Annotated in this window: 16 protein-coding genes and 1 tRNA gene; 12 read left to right on the top strand and 5 right to left on the bottom strand. The window is 58.9% G+C overall.

Annotation, left to right across the window (positions count from 1 at the left end):
• Nucleotide 1: 1 nt before the first annotated feature.
• Both DFR38_RS14550 and recG read left to right on the top strand, forming a co-directional pair.
• A complete protein-coding gene (locus DFR38_RS14550) occupies nt 2–439 on the top strand; it encodes a DUF2147 domain-containing protein (RefSeq protein WP_059284812.1) in 438 nt (145 codons plus the stop codon).
• Between the two features lie 75 nt (nt 440–514).
• A complete protein-coding gene (gene recG, locus DFR38_RS14555; RefSeq protein WP_110313570.1) occupies nt 515–2,563 on the top strand; it encodes an ATP-dependent DNA helicase RecG in 2,049 nt (682 codons plus the stop codon).
• Nucleotides 2,564–2,891: 328 nt separating this feature from the next.
• Here the strand turns inward: recG and DFR38_RS14560 are convergent, their stop codons facing one another.
• The 5 genes from DFR38_RS14560 to pstS all read right to left on the bottom strand — a co-directional run bounded on the left by DFR38_RS14560 (nt 2,892) and on the right by pstS (nt 8,432).
• On the bottom strand, nt 2,892–4,352 hold the full coding sequence (locus DFR38_RS14560; RefSeq protein WP_059284813.1) for an inorganic phosphate transporter: 1,461 nt from the start codon (nt 4,350–4,352) through the stop codon (nt 2,892–2,894).
• Nucleotides 4,353–4,611: 259 nt separating this feature from the next.
• On the bottom strand, nt 4,612–5,376 hold the full coding sequence (gene pstB / locus DFR38_RS14565) for a phosphate ABC transporter ATP-binding protein PstB (protein WP_059284814.1): 765 nt from the start codon (nt 5,374–5,376) through the stop codon (nt 4,612–4,614).
• Nucleotides 5,377–5,388: 12 nt separating this feature from the next.
• A complete protein-coding gene (gene pstA / locus DFR38_RS14570) occupies nt 5,389–6,300 on the bottom strand; it encodes a phosphate ABC transporter permease PstA (RefSeq protein WP_059284815.1) in 912 nt (303 codons plus the stop codon).
• A gap of 15 nt (nt 6,301–6,315) precedes the next feature.
• On the bottom strand, nt 6,316–7,278 hold the full coding sequence (pstC, locus tag DFR38_RS14575; protein WP_059284816.1) for a phosphate ABC transporter permease subunit PstC: 963 nt from the start codon (nt 7,276–7,278) through the stop codon (nt 6,316–6,318).
• A gap of 113 nt (nt 7,279–7,391) precedes the next feature.
• Nucleotides 7,392–8,432, bottom strand: coding sequence for a phosphate ABC transporter substrate-binding protein PstS (gene pstS / locus DFR38_RS14580; protein WP_059284817.1), 1,041 nt, complete (start codon nt 8,430–8,432; stop codon nt 7,392–7,394).
• 165 nt (nt 8,433–8,597) lie between these two features.
• On the opposite strand from pstS, the gene tpiA reads away from it, so the two are divergent.
• From tpiA to nuoG, 10 genes are all read left to right on the top strand, one after another.
• A complete protein-coding gene (gene tpiA / locus DFR38_RS14585) occupies nt 8,598–9,344 on the top strand; it encodes a triose-phosphate isomerase (RefSeq protein WP_082693286.1) in 747 nt (248 codons plus the stop codon).
• 1 nt (nt 9,345) lies between these two features.
• Nucleotides 9,346–9,696 (top strand): preprotein translocase subunit SecG, encoded by a 351-nt coding sequence (secG, locus tag DFR38_RS14590; RefSeq protein WP_059284818.1) that lies wholly within the window; start codon nt 9,346–9,348, stop codon nt 9,694–9,696.
• 17 nt (nt 9,697–9,713) lie between these two features.
• Nucleotides 9,714–9,799 (top strand) — tRNA-Leu (locus DFR38_RS14595).
• Nucleotides 9,800–9,890: 91 nt separating this feature from the next.
• A complete protein-coding gene (locus tag DFR38_RS14600) occupies nt 9,891–10,247 on the top strand; it encodes an NADH-quinone oxidoreductase subunit A (protein ID WP_059284819.1) in 357 nt (118 codons plus the stop codon).
• Nucleotides 10,238–10,714, top strand: coding sequence for a NuoB/complex I 20 kDa subunit family protein (locus DFR38_RS14605; protein ID WP_045847651.1), 477 nt, complete (start codon nt 10,238–10,240; stop codon nt 10,712–10,714). Before DFR38_RS14600 ends, DFR38_RS14605 begins: the two co-directional genes overlap by 10 nt.
• Nucleotides 10,715–10,725: 11 nt before the next feature.
• Entirely contained in the window at nt 10,726–11,322 is a 597-nt protein-coding gene (locus DFR38_RS14610; protein ID WP_059284820.1) for an NADH-quinone oxidoreductase subunit C, read from the top strand.
• Nucleotides 11,315–12,568, top strand: coding sequence for an NADH-quinone oxidoreductase subunit D (locus DFR38_RS14615; RefSeq protein WP_059284821.1), 1,254 nt, complete (start codon nt 11,315–11,317; stop codon nt 12,566–12,568). The genes DFR38_RS14610 and DFR38_RS14615 overlap by 8 nt, the downstream gene beginning before the upstream one ends.
• Nucleotides 12,568–13,068: an NADH-quinone oxidoreductase subunit NuoE gene (gene nuoE / locus DFR38_RS14620; protein WP_059284822.1), complete on the top strand. Its 501-nt coding sequence runs from the start codon at nt 12,568–12,570 to the stop codon at nt 13,066–13,068. Before DFR38_RS14615 ends, nuoE begins: the two co-directional genes overlap by 1 nt.
• Complete coding sequence (gene nuoF / locus DFR38_RS14625) at nt 13,068–14,363, top strand: NADH-quinone oxidoreductase subunit NuoF (protein ID WP_059284823.1); 1,296 nt, start codon at nt 13,068–13,070, stop codon at nt 14,361–14,363. The genes nuoE and nuoF overlap by 1 nt, the downstream gene beginning before the upstream one ends.
• A 3-nt stretch (nt 14,364–14,366) precedes the next feature.
• Nucleotides 14,367–16,721 (top strand): NADH-quinone oxidoreductase subunit NuoG, encoded by a 2,355-nt coding sequence (gene nuoG, locus DFR38_RS14630; RefSeq protein WP_059284824.1) that lies wholly within the window; start codon nt 14,367–14,369, stop codon nt 16,719–16,721.
• Nucleotide 16,722 lies beyond the last annotated feature (1 nt).

Genomic DNA, 16,722 nt, shown 5'->3' on the forward strand with positions numbered 1-16,722 from the left:
CATGAGCAAGTTGTGGAAAGCGGCCGCCCTGGCCCTTGGATTGGCCGCATTGTCGCACAGCGTACTGGCTGACAGCCCGATCGGCAGCTGGAAGACCATCGACGATGACACCAAGCAAGCCAAGGCGGTGGTACAGATTGCCGAAGGCGCCAACGGCGAATTGTCCGGCAAGATCGTCAAGCTGTTCCAGAACCCGGAAGTGGTGTGCGAGGCCTGCGATGGCGACCGCAAGGGCAAGCCGGTCAACGGCATGACCATTCTGTGGGGGCTGAAGAAAGATGGTGACAGCTGGGCCAACGGCAAGATTCTTGATCCGCATAACGGCAAGGTGTACAGCGCCAAGATGAAGCTGGTGGAAGGTGGCAAAAAGCTGGAAGTGCGCGGCTTCCTCGGCGTGTCGCTGCTGGGACGCACCCAGGTGTGGGAACGTCAGCAATAATCCTGTCCGCTGCGACAGTCAGGGCGGAGTGCCGGCAGCGGCCTCCGCCTTGTTTTTTGGGTACAATCGGCGCTGATGACCCATGCCAACGACCTCGCCGGCCAGCCGCTCAATGTAGCGCCAGCCCTGGCCAAGAAACTCGAAAAACTCGGCCTGCGCCGGCGCTTTGACCTGGTGTTGCACCTGCCGCTGCGCTACGAAGACGAAACCCATCTCTACCCGATCACGGCCGCGCCCTACGGCCAGCCGGTGCTGGTGGAGGGGCGGGTGATTGCGCACGAAGTCCAATTCCGTCCGCGCAAGCAGCTGCTGGTGCGTATCGAAGACGCCAGCGGCGTGCTGCTGCTGCGCTTCATCCATTTTTATCCCAGCCAGCTCAAGCAGTTTGCCGATGGCGCGCTGCTGCGTGCCATGGGCGAGATCCGTCGTGGTTTTCATGGTGACGAGATGGTGCACCCGAAAACCCGCGAAGTGGTTGATGGCACACCGCTGGCGGAAAGCCTGACGCCGGTCTATCCCACCGTCAATGGCGTGACCCAGCCCATGCTGCGCAAGCTGATCCGCAGCGAACTGCAAAGCCTGCCATTGCCGGAAACCCTGCCACCCTCCGTCATTGCCCATTTGCAGCTGCAAAGCTTTGCCGATGCCGTGCGGCTCTTGCATTCACCGCCACCGGAATACAGTGCCAGCCAGCTGAGCGAGCCGGCCTTGCCGGCCTGGCAAAGGCTGAAGTTTGACGAGCTGATGGCGCAGCAGCTGTCGATGCGTCTGGCTTATCGCGCCAGACGGCAGGGCCGGGCCCCGGTGGTGCGTGGCAGTGGTCGCCTGCGCGAAGCCATGTTTGCCAGCTTGCCCTTCCATCTCACCGCGGCACAGCGCAAGGTGCTGGACGAAATCGATACCGATCTGGCACAGGCCCACCCCATGCATCGCTTGTTGCAAGGTGATGTGGGCAGCGGCAAAACCGTGGTAGCCGCATTGGCCGCACTCACCGCCATCGAGGCCGGATTCCAGGTAGCACTGATGGCCCCCACGGAAATCCTGGCCGAGCAGCATTATCGCAAGCTGTCCGGCTGGCTGGAGCCCTTGGGGCTGACGGTGAGCTGGCTCTCCGGCAGCCTGCGCAAAAAGCAGAAAGCACTGGCGCTGGAGCAGATGGCCAGTGGTGCGGCCCATCTGGTGGTGGGAACGCATGCGCTGTTTCAGGACGGGGTGGATTTCGCCCGGCTGGGGCTGGCCATTGTCGATGAGCAGCACCGTTTCGGGGTCGGACAGCGGCTGGCACTCAAGCAAAAGGGCCAGGAACCGCATCAGCTGATGATGTCGGCCACGCCGATTCCGCGCACCCTGGCCATGAGTTTTTACGCCGATCTGGATGTATCGGTGATCGACGAATTACCACCGGGCCGTACCCCGATAGTCACCAAGCTGATCAACAGCAGTCGGCGCGAAGAAGTCGTCGATTTCGTGCACAAGACCTGCAGCGAAGGTCAGCAGGTGTACTGGGTGTGCCCGCTGATCGAGGAGTCGGAAACCCTGCAGCTGCAGACGGCAGTGGAAACCCACCGCCAGTTGGCCGCCCAGCTGGGGCAGTGGCATGTCGGCCTGCTGCACGGCCGGATGAAAGCGGATGAAAAGGCGGCGGTCATGGCCGCTTTTGGCAGTAACCAGCTGCAAATCCTGGTGGCCACCACCGTCATCGAAGTCGGCGTGGATGTGCCCAATGCCTCGCTGATGGTGATCGAGCATGCCGAGCGCATGGGGCTGGCCCAGTTGCACCAGCTGCGTGGCCGGGTAGGGCGCGGCAGTGCCCGCAGTGTCTGCATGCTGCTGTTTGAAAATCCGCTGTCTGATGTGGCCAAGGCACGCTTGAAAGTCATTTACGAGAATGTCGATGGTTTCGAGATCGCCCGCCAGGATTTGCTGATTCGTGGGCCGGGTGAATTCCTGGGTGCCCGGCAAAGCGGCGTGCCCATGCTGCGTTTTGCCAATCTGGAAGAGGATATTGCCCTGCTGGAGGCGGCACGGGAGCTGGCACCGGAAATCCTCTCGCGCTGGCCGGAAGCGGCAGAAGCCCATCTGGAGCGCTGGCTGTCTGGCCGCGAACAGTTTCTTACCGCATGAATCCCGTCAGAGCAGCGGCACAGACAGCTGGATGGGCGGATGCCTTGGTGGGCGCAGCGCCTTGTCGCGAGCGACCGCTGCAACATCCGCGCAGCGCAGGTCTGGGCCGGGCAAAAAAAGCGCCTCATCCGTAGGGATGAGGCGTCAAGGGATTGCTGCAAACAACAAAGGAGAAACCATGATGAAACGTGATTATATTAGCAAATAATAAATTTATGAATCAATGCTGGAGAATCACTTGCTTGATGCAGGTCAAGCGCGATCCGGCATGATGAGCATCATAGAAAAAGCCGCCCGTGGGCGGCTTGATCGATAGCAGCAGGCCGTATTACTTCAGCCAGTTGCTGGCCAGGTAGTACAGGCCGCCAGACAACAGCATGGCTACCGGCATGGTAAACAACCAGGCCAGCAGAATGGAGCGCACGGTAGACCACTGCAGGCCGGCCTTGTCGGCCACCATGGTACCGGCCACGCCGCTGGACAACACATGCGTGGTCGAAACCGGCAAGCCAAACTGACTGGCCAGGCCGATGGATACCGCGGCAGTCAGCTGGGCCGACATCCCCTGGGCATAGGTCATGTCTTTCTTGCCGATGCCTTCACCAACAGTCTTCACCACGCGACGCCAGCCAATCATGGTGCCGCCGCCCAGAGCCAGCGCCACCGCGATGATGACCCAGGTCGGGGCGTATTCGGTGGTGACGGTCAGATCTTTGCGCAGATTGTTCAGCAACTGCTTGTCATCGCTGCTCAGATTGGGCAGGGAGCCCGCCTTCTTCGCGGCATCGTCCAGGCAGAGCAGGTCGGTGCGGACGTCCCAGCGCTTGCTATCCGGCAGATTGCGATACGTGCTGCCATCGCCCAGGGCGGCAATCAGCTTGTCCGCCGTTTGCAGGGTATCGCGCGGGCGGCAATCGTGGATATTGCTGCCGGCGGCAGCCGGCTTGAACATGCTATCCAGTTCGTTCTGATGACGATTGTAGAACTGTTGCAGATGCAGGGCGGCATCGCGGGTGCGTTCGATCTGGTAAGGCGTGCTGTCCAGATTCAGTACATATTTCGCCGGGACGATGCCGATCAGCACCAGCATGATCAGGCCGACCCCTTTTTGGCCGTCATTCGAACCATGCGAGAAGCTCACGCCCATGGAGCTGACGATCAGCATGAAGCGCATCCAGAACGGCGGGTGCTTGCGCCCCTCAACCTGCTGCCGCTGGAAAGGCGTCTTGTGCATATTGCTTTGCGGACGGGCACGGCGCAGGGCCAGTACCAGCAGGCCGGACAACAGTGCACCGACCAGCGGCGAACACAGCAGCGAGGCACCGACATCAATCGCCTTGCCCCAGTTGACACCTTGTGCCAGCGGCGTGCCGTTGATCAGGCTGTTGGCCAGGCCCACGCCGAGAATGGCACCAATCAGGGTATGCGAGCTGGAGGCGGGCAAACCGAAATACCAGGTACCCAGATTCCAGGCAATGGCGGCGGCCAGCAGGGCGAACACCATGGCCATGCCGCGAGCGGTATTGACCGAAACCAGCAGATCCACTGGCAGCAGATGCACGATGGCATAGGCGACGGCCAGGCCGCCGGTCAATACGCCGAGAAAGTTGAACACGCCAGAGGCAAACACCGCCAGCCGGGGCTTCATCGACTGGGTATAAATGACGGTGGCAACGGCATTGGCCGTATCGTGAAAACCGTTGATGAACTCGAAGGCCAGGACAAAGCCCAGCGACAAAATCAGGGTGATGGCCACATGAGTGTCCAGCCCTGCAAAGAGGTCCAGCATGATCGTGAAAATCGTGTGAAGGAAAGCCGGGATTGTTGAGTCCAGGCCGGTATGCGTCAAGTAAATGAAACAAAAAAAACCGGGCTTGTCGTATTCCCGTCGCGTGAAAGTGGCCCTTCTTGACAGGGCGGGTTTTCACCCGGTTTTTTCAGGCTTTGTCCGCAGTCTGTCGCACGCTTTCATGCTGAAAACGGCTGCCCTGCAAAACAACACCCCGCGTGCATGACAGCAGGCGGGGTGTCGCTGGGGGAGGACAGAATCAGCCGAATTTGCCGGTGATGTAATCCTCGGTAGCCTTTTGTTTTGGCGCCGTGAAGATATTGTCGGTTTCGCCGAATTCCACCAGCTCGCCCAGATACATATAAGCGGTGAAGTCGGACACCCGGGCCGCCTGCTGCATATTGTGCGTCACGATGGCGATGGTGTAGTCCTCTTTCAGTTCATGAATGAGTTCTTCGATGTGCGCCGTGGAAATCGGGTCCAGTGCCGAGGTCGGTTCGTCCAGCAGCAGCACTTCCGGGCGCGAGGCGACCGCACGGGCAATGCACAGACGCTGCTGCTGACCACCGGACAGCGAGTTACCCGACTGTTTCAGCTTGTCCTTCACTTCATCCCACAGCGCAGCCTTGCGCAGCGCCCACTCCACCCGGTCGTCCATTTCGGTCTTGGCCAGCTTCTCGTACAGCTTCACCCCGAAGGTGATGTTGTCGTAGATGGACATCGGGAAAGGAGTCGGCTTCTGGAACACCATGCCCACCTTGGCGCGCAGCAGGTTGATATCCACATCACGGCCCAGGATGTTGTTGCCGTCCAGCAGGATTTCACCTTCGGAGCGCAGCCCCGGATACAGCTCGTACATGCGGTTGAAGGTGCGCAGCAGGGTCGATTTACCGCAACCGGACGGGCCGATGAAGGCCGTGACCATGCGCGGGGCAATATCCAGATTGATGTTCTTCAATGCGTGGAAGTTGCCGTAGAAAAAGTTCAGATTCTTGACCTGAAGCTTGACGTTGTTATCAGCCATAGTCGTCATGCCTTAATGCGATTGGGTTTTCTGGCTGCCCATCCAGCGGGCAAGGATATTAAGCGTCAACACGCTCAGGGTAATCAGCAACGCACCGGTCCAGGCCAGGGTGTGCCAGTCTTCATACGGGCTCATGGCAAACTGGAAAATCACGATGGGCAGGTTGGCCATCGGCTGGTTCATATTGCTGTTGAAGAACTGGTTGTTCAGCGCGGTAAACAGCAAGGGCGCGGTTTCACCCGAAATACGGGCAATGGCCAGCAGGATGCCGGTCAGCACGCCGGCCTTGGCCGAACGCAGGGTCACATAGAGGGTGATTTTCCACTGCGGTGCCCCCAGTGCGGCAGCGGCTTCGCGCAGGGTGTTGGGCACCAGGCGCAGCATGTTTTCCGTGGTGCGTACCACAACCGGAATCACCAGCAGTGCCAGTGCCAGCGAGCCGGCCCAGCCGGAGAAGTGCCCGACGCTGACAACATACACTTCATAGACAAACAGGCCGATCACGATGGACGGTGCCGACAGCAGGATGTCGTTGATGAAGCGGGTGGCCGGTGCCAGCCAGCCGCGCTGACCGAACTCCGCCAGGTAAATGCCCGCCAGGATGCCGATCGGCGTGCCGATCAGCGTGCCGAAAAGGGTCATGGCCAGGCTGCCGTAAATGGCATTGGCCAGACCGCCCTGGGCGCCGGGAGGCGGCGTGCTCTGGGTGAACACCTGCATATTGATGCCGGACAGGCCGTGCTGCAGCAGGGTGATCAGAATCCAGAACAGCCAGAACAGGCCAAAAGCCATCGTCAGGGTGGATGCACCCATATTGAAGGCATTCACCAGACGGCGACGACGATAGATAGAAGTATTCATGGTGCTGCTGCTTCCGCTGCGATCCTGAACATTCAGGGATTCGCTCAATGTGCTGTTAGCCATGATGATAGCGCCTTGTCAGGATGCCTTGCCTTCCTGTTTCTGCAGACGCAGCAACAGGAGCTTGGCGCAGGCCAGTACGACGAAGGTGATGAAGAACAGGATCAGACCCAGTTCGATCAGCGAGGCCATGTGGAATTCTCCGGTGGCTTCGGCAAATTCGTTGGCCAGTGCCGAGGAAATCGACTGGCCCGGCTCGAACAGGCCAACGGCAAAGCGCGAGGAGTTGCCGATCACGAAGGTCACCGCCATGGTTTCACCCAGGGCGCGGCCCAGACCCAGCATGATGCCGCCCACCACGCCGGTCTTGGTGTAGGGCAGAACCACGTAGCGCACGACTTCCCAGGTGGTGGAGCCCAGACCGTAGGCCGACTCCTTGAGCATGGTCGGCACCACTTCAAACACATCACGCATGACCGAGGCGATGAAGGGAATCACCATCACCGCCAGGATCAGCCCGGCAGTAAAGACCCCAATCCCCATCGGCGCGCCCTGGAACAGCAGGCCGATCAGCGGAATATCCCCCAGGTTGTCGATCAGTACCGGCTGGACGTGGTCGGCAAACAAGGGGGCAAACACAAACAGGCCCCACATGCCGTAAATGATGGAGGGAATGCCGGCCAGGAGTTCGACCGCAATACCCAGCGGACGCTTGAGCACGTTGGGGCAAAGCTCGGTCAGAAACACGGCAATGCCGAAGCTGACGGGCACACCAATCAGCAGGGCGATCACCGAAGTGGCCAGGGTGCCGAATACCGGCACCAGCGCGCCGAATTTCTGCCCGACCGGATCCCAGTCGCTATCGACCAGAAAGCTCCAGCCAAAACGGCTCAGGCTGGGCATGGCACCAATAATGAGGGAAATCAGGATGCCCACCAGCAAGGCCAATACCAAAAAGGCAAAGCAGCGAGTGGAAAGCCTGAAGATATTGTCTAGCAGCATCTGGCGCTGCATTTGCTGGTTATTGCTGAACTTTTCCATGAGGATACTCGGTCGTGTCTCAGACAAAAAGCCGGGGTTGCTCACCCCGGCCTTGGTGCCACACCGGCAGCTGCATCAGCTTGCGCGCTGCTGGCCGGTGTCGCCATGCTCACTCAGTTCAGAACCGGCTTGCCGCTGGCGTCGGTGATCTGCTTCCAGCTGGTGTGAATCACGGCTTTCACGCTATCCGGCATCGGGATGTAATCCAGTTCCAGCGCGGTCTTGTCGCCATTCTTGTAAGCCCAGTCGAAGAACTTCAGCACTTCGGTACCCTGTGCCGGCTTGTCCTGTTTCTTGTGCATCAGGATGAAAGTGGCACCGGAAATAGGCCAGCTATCCTTGCCCGGCTGATTGGTAAGGATCAGGTAGAAACCTGGTGCTTTTTTCCAATCTGCGTTGGCAGCGGCAGCCTTGAAGGTTTTTTCGTCCGGAGCAACAAAGTTGCCGGATTCATTCTTCAGTTGACCGTATGTCAGTTTGTTTTGTTTGGCGTAGGCATATTCAACATAACCGATGGCACCCTTGATGCGGGTTACATAGTTGGCCACGCCTTCGTTACCCTTGCCACCCACACCGGTCGGCCAGTTTACAGCGGTATTGGAGCCCACTTTGCTGGACCATTCGCTGGAAACCTTGGACAGGTAGTTGGTGAAGATGAAGCTGGTACCCGAGCCATCGGAACGACGTACCACGGTGATCTTCTGATCCGGCAGCTTCACGCCCGGGTTCAGGCCGGCAATAGCCGGGTCATTCCACTTCGAGACCTTGCCCAGGAAGATGTCAGCCAGCAAGGAACCGGTAAACTTCACCTGGCCGGCGGCGATGCCGGGAACATTGATAACCGGTACAACACCACCGATTACCGTCGGGAACTGGGTCAGGCCGGACTTTTCCAGCTCTTCCGGCTTCAGCGGCATGTCGGAAGCACCGAAATCAACAGTCTTGGACTGGATTTGCTTGATGCCGCCACCAGAACCGATGGACTGGTAGTTCATGCTGTTGTTGGTCGTAGCCTTGTAGTTGGTTGCCCATTTTGCATACAAGGGGTAGGGGAAGGTTGCGCCAGCGCCGGTGATGTCGGCAGCCATAGCTGCGCCAGCGAAGAAGCCGGCGGACAAGGCCAGCGAGGCGACCAGACGTACGGACTGTTTCATGCTTGCTCCTGAATTATTAGGGTAAGGCCCTGCGAGGTGTTGAGGCGCATCCTATCCCTTGTAGTTTTCAGAAATATTACAAGTCGTGGAAAAGCAGATTGCGGAGTTTTGACGACGCCGGGACTAGGGATATAATCCGCAGCACTTCAATGGAGGCACCCGGACATGGCAGGCAAGCTGATTATCGGAAACTGGAAAATGAACACCCGTGCGCAAAGCGCACAATCCCTGCTGGATGCCTTGCTGGAACAGCCGGCATGTGATCAGCCCTGGGTCGGGGTGGCCGCGCCTGCGGTGTATCTGGCAGCCCTCGGTGCACGTCTGCAGGGGCGCGCCATCCGTCTGGCGGCACAGGATGTCAGTGCCTTTGCCAGCGACGGGGCGTACACCGGCGAAGTCTCCGCCGCCATGCTGCAGGATATCGGCTGCGCTTACGTCCTGGTGGGGCATTCCGAGCGTCGACAGTATTTCGCCGAGAGCAATCCGCAGTTGCTGGCCAAGATGAACAATGCCATGGCTGCAGGTCTGGTGCCGGTGCTGTGCGTGGGCGAAACGCTGGAACAGCGCGAGCAGGGCAGCTACCTGGCAGTGATCCATCAGCAATTGTCCATACTGGCTGATATCGCGGCCGGCGAGTACCTGATTGCCTACGAACCGGTATGGGCCATCGGCACCGGCAAGGTGGCGACACTGGAGCAGATTGCTGAAATCCACAGCGCCATCAAAACGTGGTGCTTGCAAAATGCCAAGCCATCCGCTAGTATTCGCGTCCTCTACGGCGGCAGTGTAAAGGCAGAGAATGCCGAGTCAATCCTGATGACAGACAATGTCGATGGAGCCCTTGTTGGTGGGGCATCTCTGGACGCCGGATCATTCAGGATGATTTGCCAGGCCGCAGGAAAATTGATATAGTATGGAACTTATTAAGACGCTTATTTGGGTTGTTAACCTGCTCTCCGCAGTGACGATTATCGTCCTTGTCCTCATGCAGCATGGCAAGGGTGCGGATATGGGTGCAGCTTTCGGCAGCGGCGCTTCCGGAAGTCTGTTTGGTGCGTCTGGCTCTGCGAATTTTCTGAGTAGAACCACTGCGATTGCAGCGGTTGTATTCTTCTCCACGAGTCTCACCCTTGTTTATCTGTCGGGGGGCGGAAAAACGGATCTGGGTGTGATGGGTGGCAAGGTTGAACAAGTTGCGCCGCAAATCCCGGTCGGGGCAACCACTGGCAAAGCTTCGGGCACGACGTCAAAAATTCCGGAGTGACAGTAAAGTTATATTGTGCCGACATGGTGAAATTGGTAGACACGCTATCTTGAGGGGGTAGTGGCCGTAGGCTGTGTGAGTTCGAGTCTCACTGTCGGCACCACCATTCAAAAATAGGCCACCGGGATTCCGGTGGCCTATTTTATTTGGAGCCAAGGAGGGTAATTCCTCCTTTTTTTGGGGGTGTACGGGAAATGCTGCAAAATTATTTTCCCATTCTGTTGTTTGTCATCGTCGGATTGTTGGTTGGCGTGGGTCCTATTGTCCTTGGCAAGGTCCTCGCACCCAATCGTCCTGACCCTGAGAAACTCTCTCCTTATGAGTGCGGATTCGAGGCCTTCGAAGATGCACGCATGAAATTTGACGTTCGCTACTACCTCATTGCCATTCTTTTCATTCTGTTCGATCTGGAAATTGCATTTCTGTTTCCCTGGGCCGTGGTCCTGAAAGAACTGGGTGCATATGGCTTTGGTGTAATGGTGGAATTCCTGGGCGTGTTGACCCTGGGTTTCGTCTACATGTGGAAAAAGGGAGCGCTGGAATGGGAGTAGAAGGTATTCTGGAAAAAGGCTTCGTGACCACGACGGCCGACAAGCTCATCAACTACACCCGTACCGGTTCGCTGTGGCCGATGACCTTTGGTCTGGCCTGCTGTGCCGTGGAAATGATGCACGCTGGTGCCGCACGTTACGACCTGGACCGTTTCGGCATCGTTTTCCGTCCCAGTCCCCGTCAGTCTGACCTGATGATCGTGGCCGGTACGTTGTGCAACAAGATGGCACCGGCACTGCGCAAGGTGTATGACCAGATGGCGGAACCGCGCTGGGTCATCTCCATGGGCTCCTGTGCCAACGGTGGTGGCTACTACCACTACTCCTACTCCGTCGTCCGTGGCTGTGACCGCATCGTGCCGGTCGATGTCTACGTGCCAGGCTGTCCACCGACTGCCGAAGCACTGCTGTATGGCATCATCCAGCTGCAGAACAAGATCAAACGCACCTCCACCATCGCCCGATAAGGTAAGTACTTATGGCCTCCAAGAAAATGGAAGCATTGGGATCGGTCGTCGAGCGGGTGCTGGGCGACAAGCTTGTTTCAAGCACGCTGGCCCTCGATGAACTGACCATCGTCTGCAAGGCGGCAGATCTGATCACCGTGGCCACCACGCTGCGTGATCATGCTGAACTTTCTTTCGAACAACTGATCGACCTGTGCGGTATGGACTACAGCGCCTACCGTGACGAGCCGTGGGATGGCCCGCGCTTTGCCGTGGTCTACCACCTGCTGTCGCTCAAGCACAATCTGCGCATCCGCTTGCGCGTCTTTGCCGAAGACGACAGCTTCCCGCTGCTCGCCTCGGTCAATCCGGTATGGAATGCCGCCAACTGGTTCGAGCGCGAAGCCTTCGACCTGTTCGGCATCGTGTTTGAAGGTCACCCTGACCTGCGTCGCATCCTGACCGACTATGGCTTTGTCGGCCATCCCTTCCGCAAGGACTTCCCGCTGTCCGGTCATGTGGAAATGCGCTATGACCCGACCCAGCAGCGCGTGATCTATCAGCCGGTCACCATTGAGCCGCGCGAAATCACTCCGCGCATCATTCGTGAGGAGAACTACGGTGGCTGAGATCCGTAACTACACGCTGAACTTCGGTCCCCAGCACCCGGCAGCCCACGGCGTATTGCGTCTGGTGCTGGAGCTGGATGGTGAAGTGATCCAGCGTGCCGACCCGCATATCGGCCTGTTGCATCGCGGCACCGAGAAACTGGCTGAAAGCAAGACTTTCATCCAGTCGCTGCCGTATATGGATCGTCTGGACTACGTGTCCATGATGTGCAACGAGCACGCCTACTGCCTGGCCATCGAAAAGCTGCTGCAGATCGAAGTGCCGCTGCGCGCGCAATACATCCGCGTGATGTTTGCCGAAATCACCCGTATCCTGAACCACCTGCTGTGGATTGGCGCGCACGCCATCGACATCGGCGCCATGACCATGTTCCTGTACGCTTTCCGTGAGCGTGAGGACCTGATGGACTGCTACGAAGCCGTGTCCGGTGCCCGCATGCACGCCGCCTACTTCCGCCCGGGTGGCGTATACCGTGACCTGCCGGACTCCATGCCGCAGTACACCGTATCCAAGATCAAGAATGCCAAGGAACTGGCGCGTCTGAATGAAGGCCGCAAGGGTTCCATGCTGGACTTCATTGACGACTTCACCAAGCGCTTCCCGACCTACGTCGACGAATACGAAACCCTGCTGACCGATAACCGTATCTGGAAGCAGCGTACGGTCGGTATCGGCGTGGTCAGCCCGGAACGTGCCAAGAATCTGGGCTTCTCCGGCCCGATGCTGCGTGGTTCCGGCATCGAGTGGGACCTGCGCAAGAAACAGCCCTACGATGTTTACGACCGTCTGGACTTTGATATTCCGGTGGGCAAGGGTGGCGACAGCTATGATCGCTATCTGGTGCGCGTCGAGGAAATGCGCCAGTCCAACCGTATCATCCAGCAGTGCGTGGCCTGGCTGCGTGCCAATCCGGGTCCGGTCATCACCGACAACCATAAAGTGGCTCCGCCGTCCCGCGAGGGCATGAAGTCGAATATGGAAGACCTGATCCACCACTTCAAGCTGTTTACCGAAGGCATGCATGTGCCGGAAGGCGAAGCTTACGCCGCGGTAGAACATCCTAAGGGTGAGTTCGGTATCTATCTGGTATCCGATGGCGCCAACAAGCCGTACCGACTGAAAATCCGTGCCCCGGGTTTTGCCCATCTGGCAGCCCTGAATGAAATGGCCACGGGCCACATGATCGCCGACGTGGTGGCCATCATCGGTACCCAGGATATCGTGTTTGGGGAGATCGACCGCTAATGCTATCCGCACAATCACTCGCCGCCATTGATCGCGAAGTCGCCAAATACCCGGCCGACCAGAAACGCTCGGCGGTCATGGGCGCGCTGCGCATTGCCCTGGTGGAGCGCCGTGAAACCGGCAAGACACCGGAAGAGCGTTGCCTGAATACCGAGGTGATCGAATTCGTTGCCAACTACCTGCAAATCCCGCCGGTAGCTGCCTACGAAGTCGCCACCTTCTACAACATGTACGACATGAAGCCGGTTGGCCAGTACAAGATTACTGTGTGTACCAACCTGCCCTGTGCCTTGTCCGGTGGCGTGAATGCCGCCGCGTACATCTCCAAGAAGCTGGGCATCGCCATTGGCGAAACCAGTGCTGACGGCAAGTACACCTTGCTGGAAGGGGAGTGCATGGGTGCCTGCGGCGATGCGCCGGTCTTGCTGGTGAACAACCACAAGATGTGCAGCTTCATGACGCCCGAAGCAATCGACAAGAAACTGGCGGAGTTGAACTAATGGCAGTCTTCGTCAATGGTGTGATTTTCGACGGCATCGATACCTCTGCACAGGACTGCTGGAAGCTGGAGGCCTATGTGGCCCGTGGCGGCTATCAGGCCCTGCGTCGCATCATCGAATCCAAGATGGCGCAGGAGGACGTGATTGCCGAAGTGAAGAATTCCGGTCTGCGCGGTCGTGGCGGTGCGGGCTTCCCCACCGGCCTGAAGTGGAGCTTCATGCCGCGCTCCTTCCCGGGCGACAAATACGTGGTGTGCAACACCGACGAGGGTGAGCCGGGTACCTTCAAGGACCGCGACATCCTGCGCTTCAATCCGCATGCGCTGATCGAAGGCATGATCATCGCCGGCTACGCCATGGGAACCAAGGCAGGCTACAACTACATCCACGGTGAAATCTTCGAAGAGTACGAACTGTTCGAAGCCGCACTGGATGAAGCCCGCCAGGCTGGTTTCCTGGGCAAGAACATCCTCGGCAGCGACTTCAGCTTCGACCTGTTCGCCCATCATGGCTATGGTGCCTACATCTGTGGTGAGGAAACCGCGCTGCTGGAATCGCTGGAAGGCAAAAAAGGCCAGCCGCGCTTCAAGCCGCCGTTCCCGGCCAGCTTCGGTCTGTACGGCAAGCCCACCACCATCAACAACACCGAGTCCTTTGCCTCCGTGCCTTTCATCATCCGTGATGGCGCACAGAAGTTCCTGGAAGCGGGCAAGCCGAACAATGGCGGTACCAAGCTGTTCTCGGTTTCCGGTCATGTGAATCGTCCGGGCAACTACGAGATCCCGCTGGGCACCCCGTTCTCGGTACTGCTGGAAATGGCTGGCGGCATGCGTGATGGTAAAAAGCTCAAGGCGGTGATTCCGGGTGGTTCTTCCGCTCCGATCCTGCCCGGCGACGTCATGATGCAATGCACCATGGACTACGACAGTATCGCCAAGGCCGGCTCCATGCTGGGTTCCGGCGCTGTCATCGTGATGAATGAAGACGTGTGTATGGTGAAGGCGCTGGAGCGTCTGGCCTACTTCTATCACGAGGAATCCTGCGGCCAGTGTACGCCGTGCCGCGAAGGCACCGGCTGGCTGTACAAGGTGATCCATCGCATCGCCAACGGCGAAGGCCGTCCGGGCGATCTGGAGCTCCTGGATTCGGTAGGCAATAACATGGCCGGCCGTACCATCTGTGCACTGGCAGATGCTGCCGTGTTCCCGGTTCGCAGTTTCACCAAGCACTTCCGCAATGAGTTCGAGTATCTCATCGAACACAAGAAGCCCTTGGTGGACCACAAATGGTGTTGAGCGATGCTTGAAATCGAAATCGACGGTAAAAAACTGACTGTCCCGCAAGGCAGTACCGTGATGGATGCCGCCCATTCCGTGGGCACCTACATCCCTCACTTCTGCTACCACAAGAAACTGTCCATCGCGGCCAACTGCCGCATGTGTCTGGTGGAAGTGGAAAAAGCACCCAAGCCTCTGCCCGCCTGCGCTACGCCGGTGACCGACGGCATGAAGGTGCATACCCATTCCGACATGGCCAAGAAGGCGCAAGCCGGCGTGATGGAATTCCTGCTGATCAATCACCCGCTGGATTGCCCGATCTGCGATCAGGGCGGCGAATGTCAGCTGCAGGATCTGGCCGTAGGCTACGGCAACTCTTCTTCCCGCTACCAGGAAGAAAAGCGCAGCGTAGTCGGCAAGGACATGGGTCCGCTGGTATCCGCTGAAGAAATGTCGCGCTGCATTCACTGCACCCGCTGCGTACGCTTCACCGAAGAAATCGGCGGCTTCCAGGAAATCGGCATGGCCAACCGCAGCGAATTCTCGGAAATCATGCCCTACCTGGGCAAGACCGTGAATTCGGAAATCTCCGGTAACGTCATCGACCTCTGCCCGGTCGGCGCGCTGACTTCCAAGCCTTTCCGTTACAGCACCCGTGCCTGGGAGCTGTCCCGCCGCAAGTCGGTCAGCCCGCACGATGGTCTGGGCTCCAACCTGATCGTTCAGGTGAAGGCCAACGAAGTGATGCGCGTGCTGCCGCTGGAAAACGAAGCCATCAACGAATGCTGGATCGCCGACCGCGACCGCTTCTCGTATGAAGGCCTGAATTCCGCCGAGCGTCTGCAAAAGCCGATGATCAAGTTCGACGGCAAGTGGCACGAGACCGACTGGGAAACCGCGCTGGCCTACGTGGTGAAGGGCCTGAACGGCGTATCCGCCGATCACGGCAAGGATGCCATCGGCTTCCTCACCAGCCCGCATTCGACGACTGAAGAACTGTATCTGGCGCAAAAGCTGGCCCGTGCCTTTGGTGTCAACAACATCGACTACCGTCTGCGCCGCAGTGACTTCTCCGCCGATGCCGCCCAGCAGGGTGCGCAGTGGCTGGGTTCCAGCATTGCCGAGCTGACCGCTGCCAAGTCCATCCTGGTAGTGGGCAGCACCCAGCGCAAGGAACAGCCGCTGCTGGCCTCGCAATTGCGTCAGGCCGTGAAGAAGGGCAGTGCGCTCAACGTGATCCACGTGGCGGACGATGCGCTGCTGACTGCAGTCAATGCCAAGCTGATCGTTTCGCCGCTGGCGCTGGTCAACGCGCTGGCCCAGGTGCTGAAGGCTGTGGTTGAGATCAAGTCGGCTCAATCTACCATCGATCTGGCTGCCGTTGCCGCCAGCGAAGAGGCACAAGCCATTGCGGCCAGCCTGGTGGAAGCAGAATCCGCTGCCATCGTGCTGGGTAATGTGGCGCAGCACCATCCGGCCTTTGCCCAGCTGCTGAAGCTGACGCAAGAAATTGCCGCGCTGACCGGTGCACGCTTTGGCCTGCTGGCCGAAGCCGCCAACAGCACCGGTGCCGAACTGGTGGGTGCCCTGCCGCACCGCGCCGCCTTCGGTGCCAACACCGCTGCCGGCCTCAACGCTGCCGCCATGATTGCCGCACCGCGCAAGGCCTACTTCCTGCTGAATACCGAAGTGGAATTCGACAGCTACAATCCGCAAGCTGCCGTGGCCGCCATGAAGCAGGCTGCTACCGTGATCGCACTGACCGCCTACAAGGGCGCAGGTCTGCTCGATTACGCCGATGTACTGCTGCCGATTGCCCCGTTCTCGGAAACTGCCGGCTCCTTCGTCAATATGGAAGGCAAACTGCAGTCCTTCAACGGTGTGGTACGTCCGCTGGGCGAAACCCGTCCGGCGTGGAAGGTATTGCGCGTACTGGGCAATATGCTGAATCTGTCCGGTTTCGAGCACAACAGCGCCGAAGAAGTGCGTGCCGAATTGCTGGCCCATGGCGCAGTCGAGTCTGCCTTCAATAACGCCATTGGCGATGTTCCGGTCAATGCCGAGGCTGGTGCTGGTCTGGTGCGGATTGGCGAAGTGCCGCTGTATCAGGCGGATGCCATCTGCCGCCGTGCCCAGTCCCTGCAACAGACTGCCGATGCGGCTGTACCGGTTGCCCGTGCGCATTCCAGCCTGCTGGCCCGCCTGAATCTGGCTGACGGCAAGCAAGGCTTGCTGCGTCAGGGTACTGGCGAGCTCAAGGTACTGGTCGAGGCCGATGACAGCCTGCCGGCTGACACGGTACGTCTGGCAACGGCACATCCGCTGACTGTCGGTCTGGGTGGCATGTTCGATTCCATCGAGCTTACACAGGGGTAAA

This window comes from Aquitalea magnusonii (genome assembly GCF_003202035.1).
Lineage (GTDB): Bacteria > Pseudomonadota > Gammaproteobacteria > Burkholderiales > Chromobacteriaceae > Aquitalea > Aquitalea magnusonii.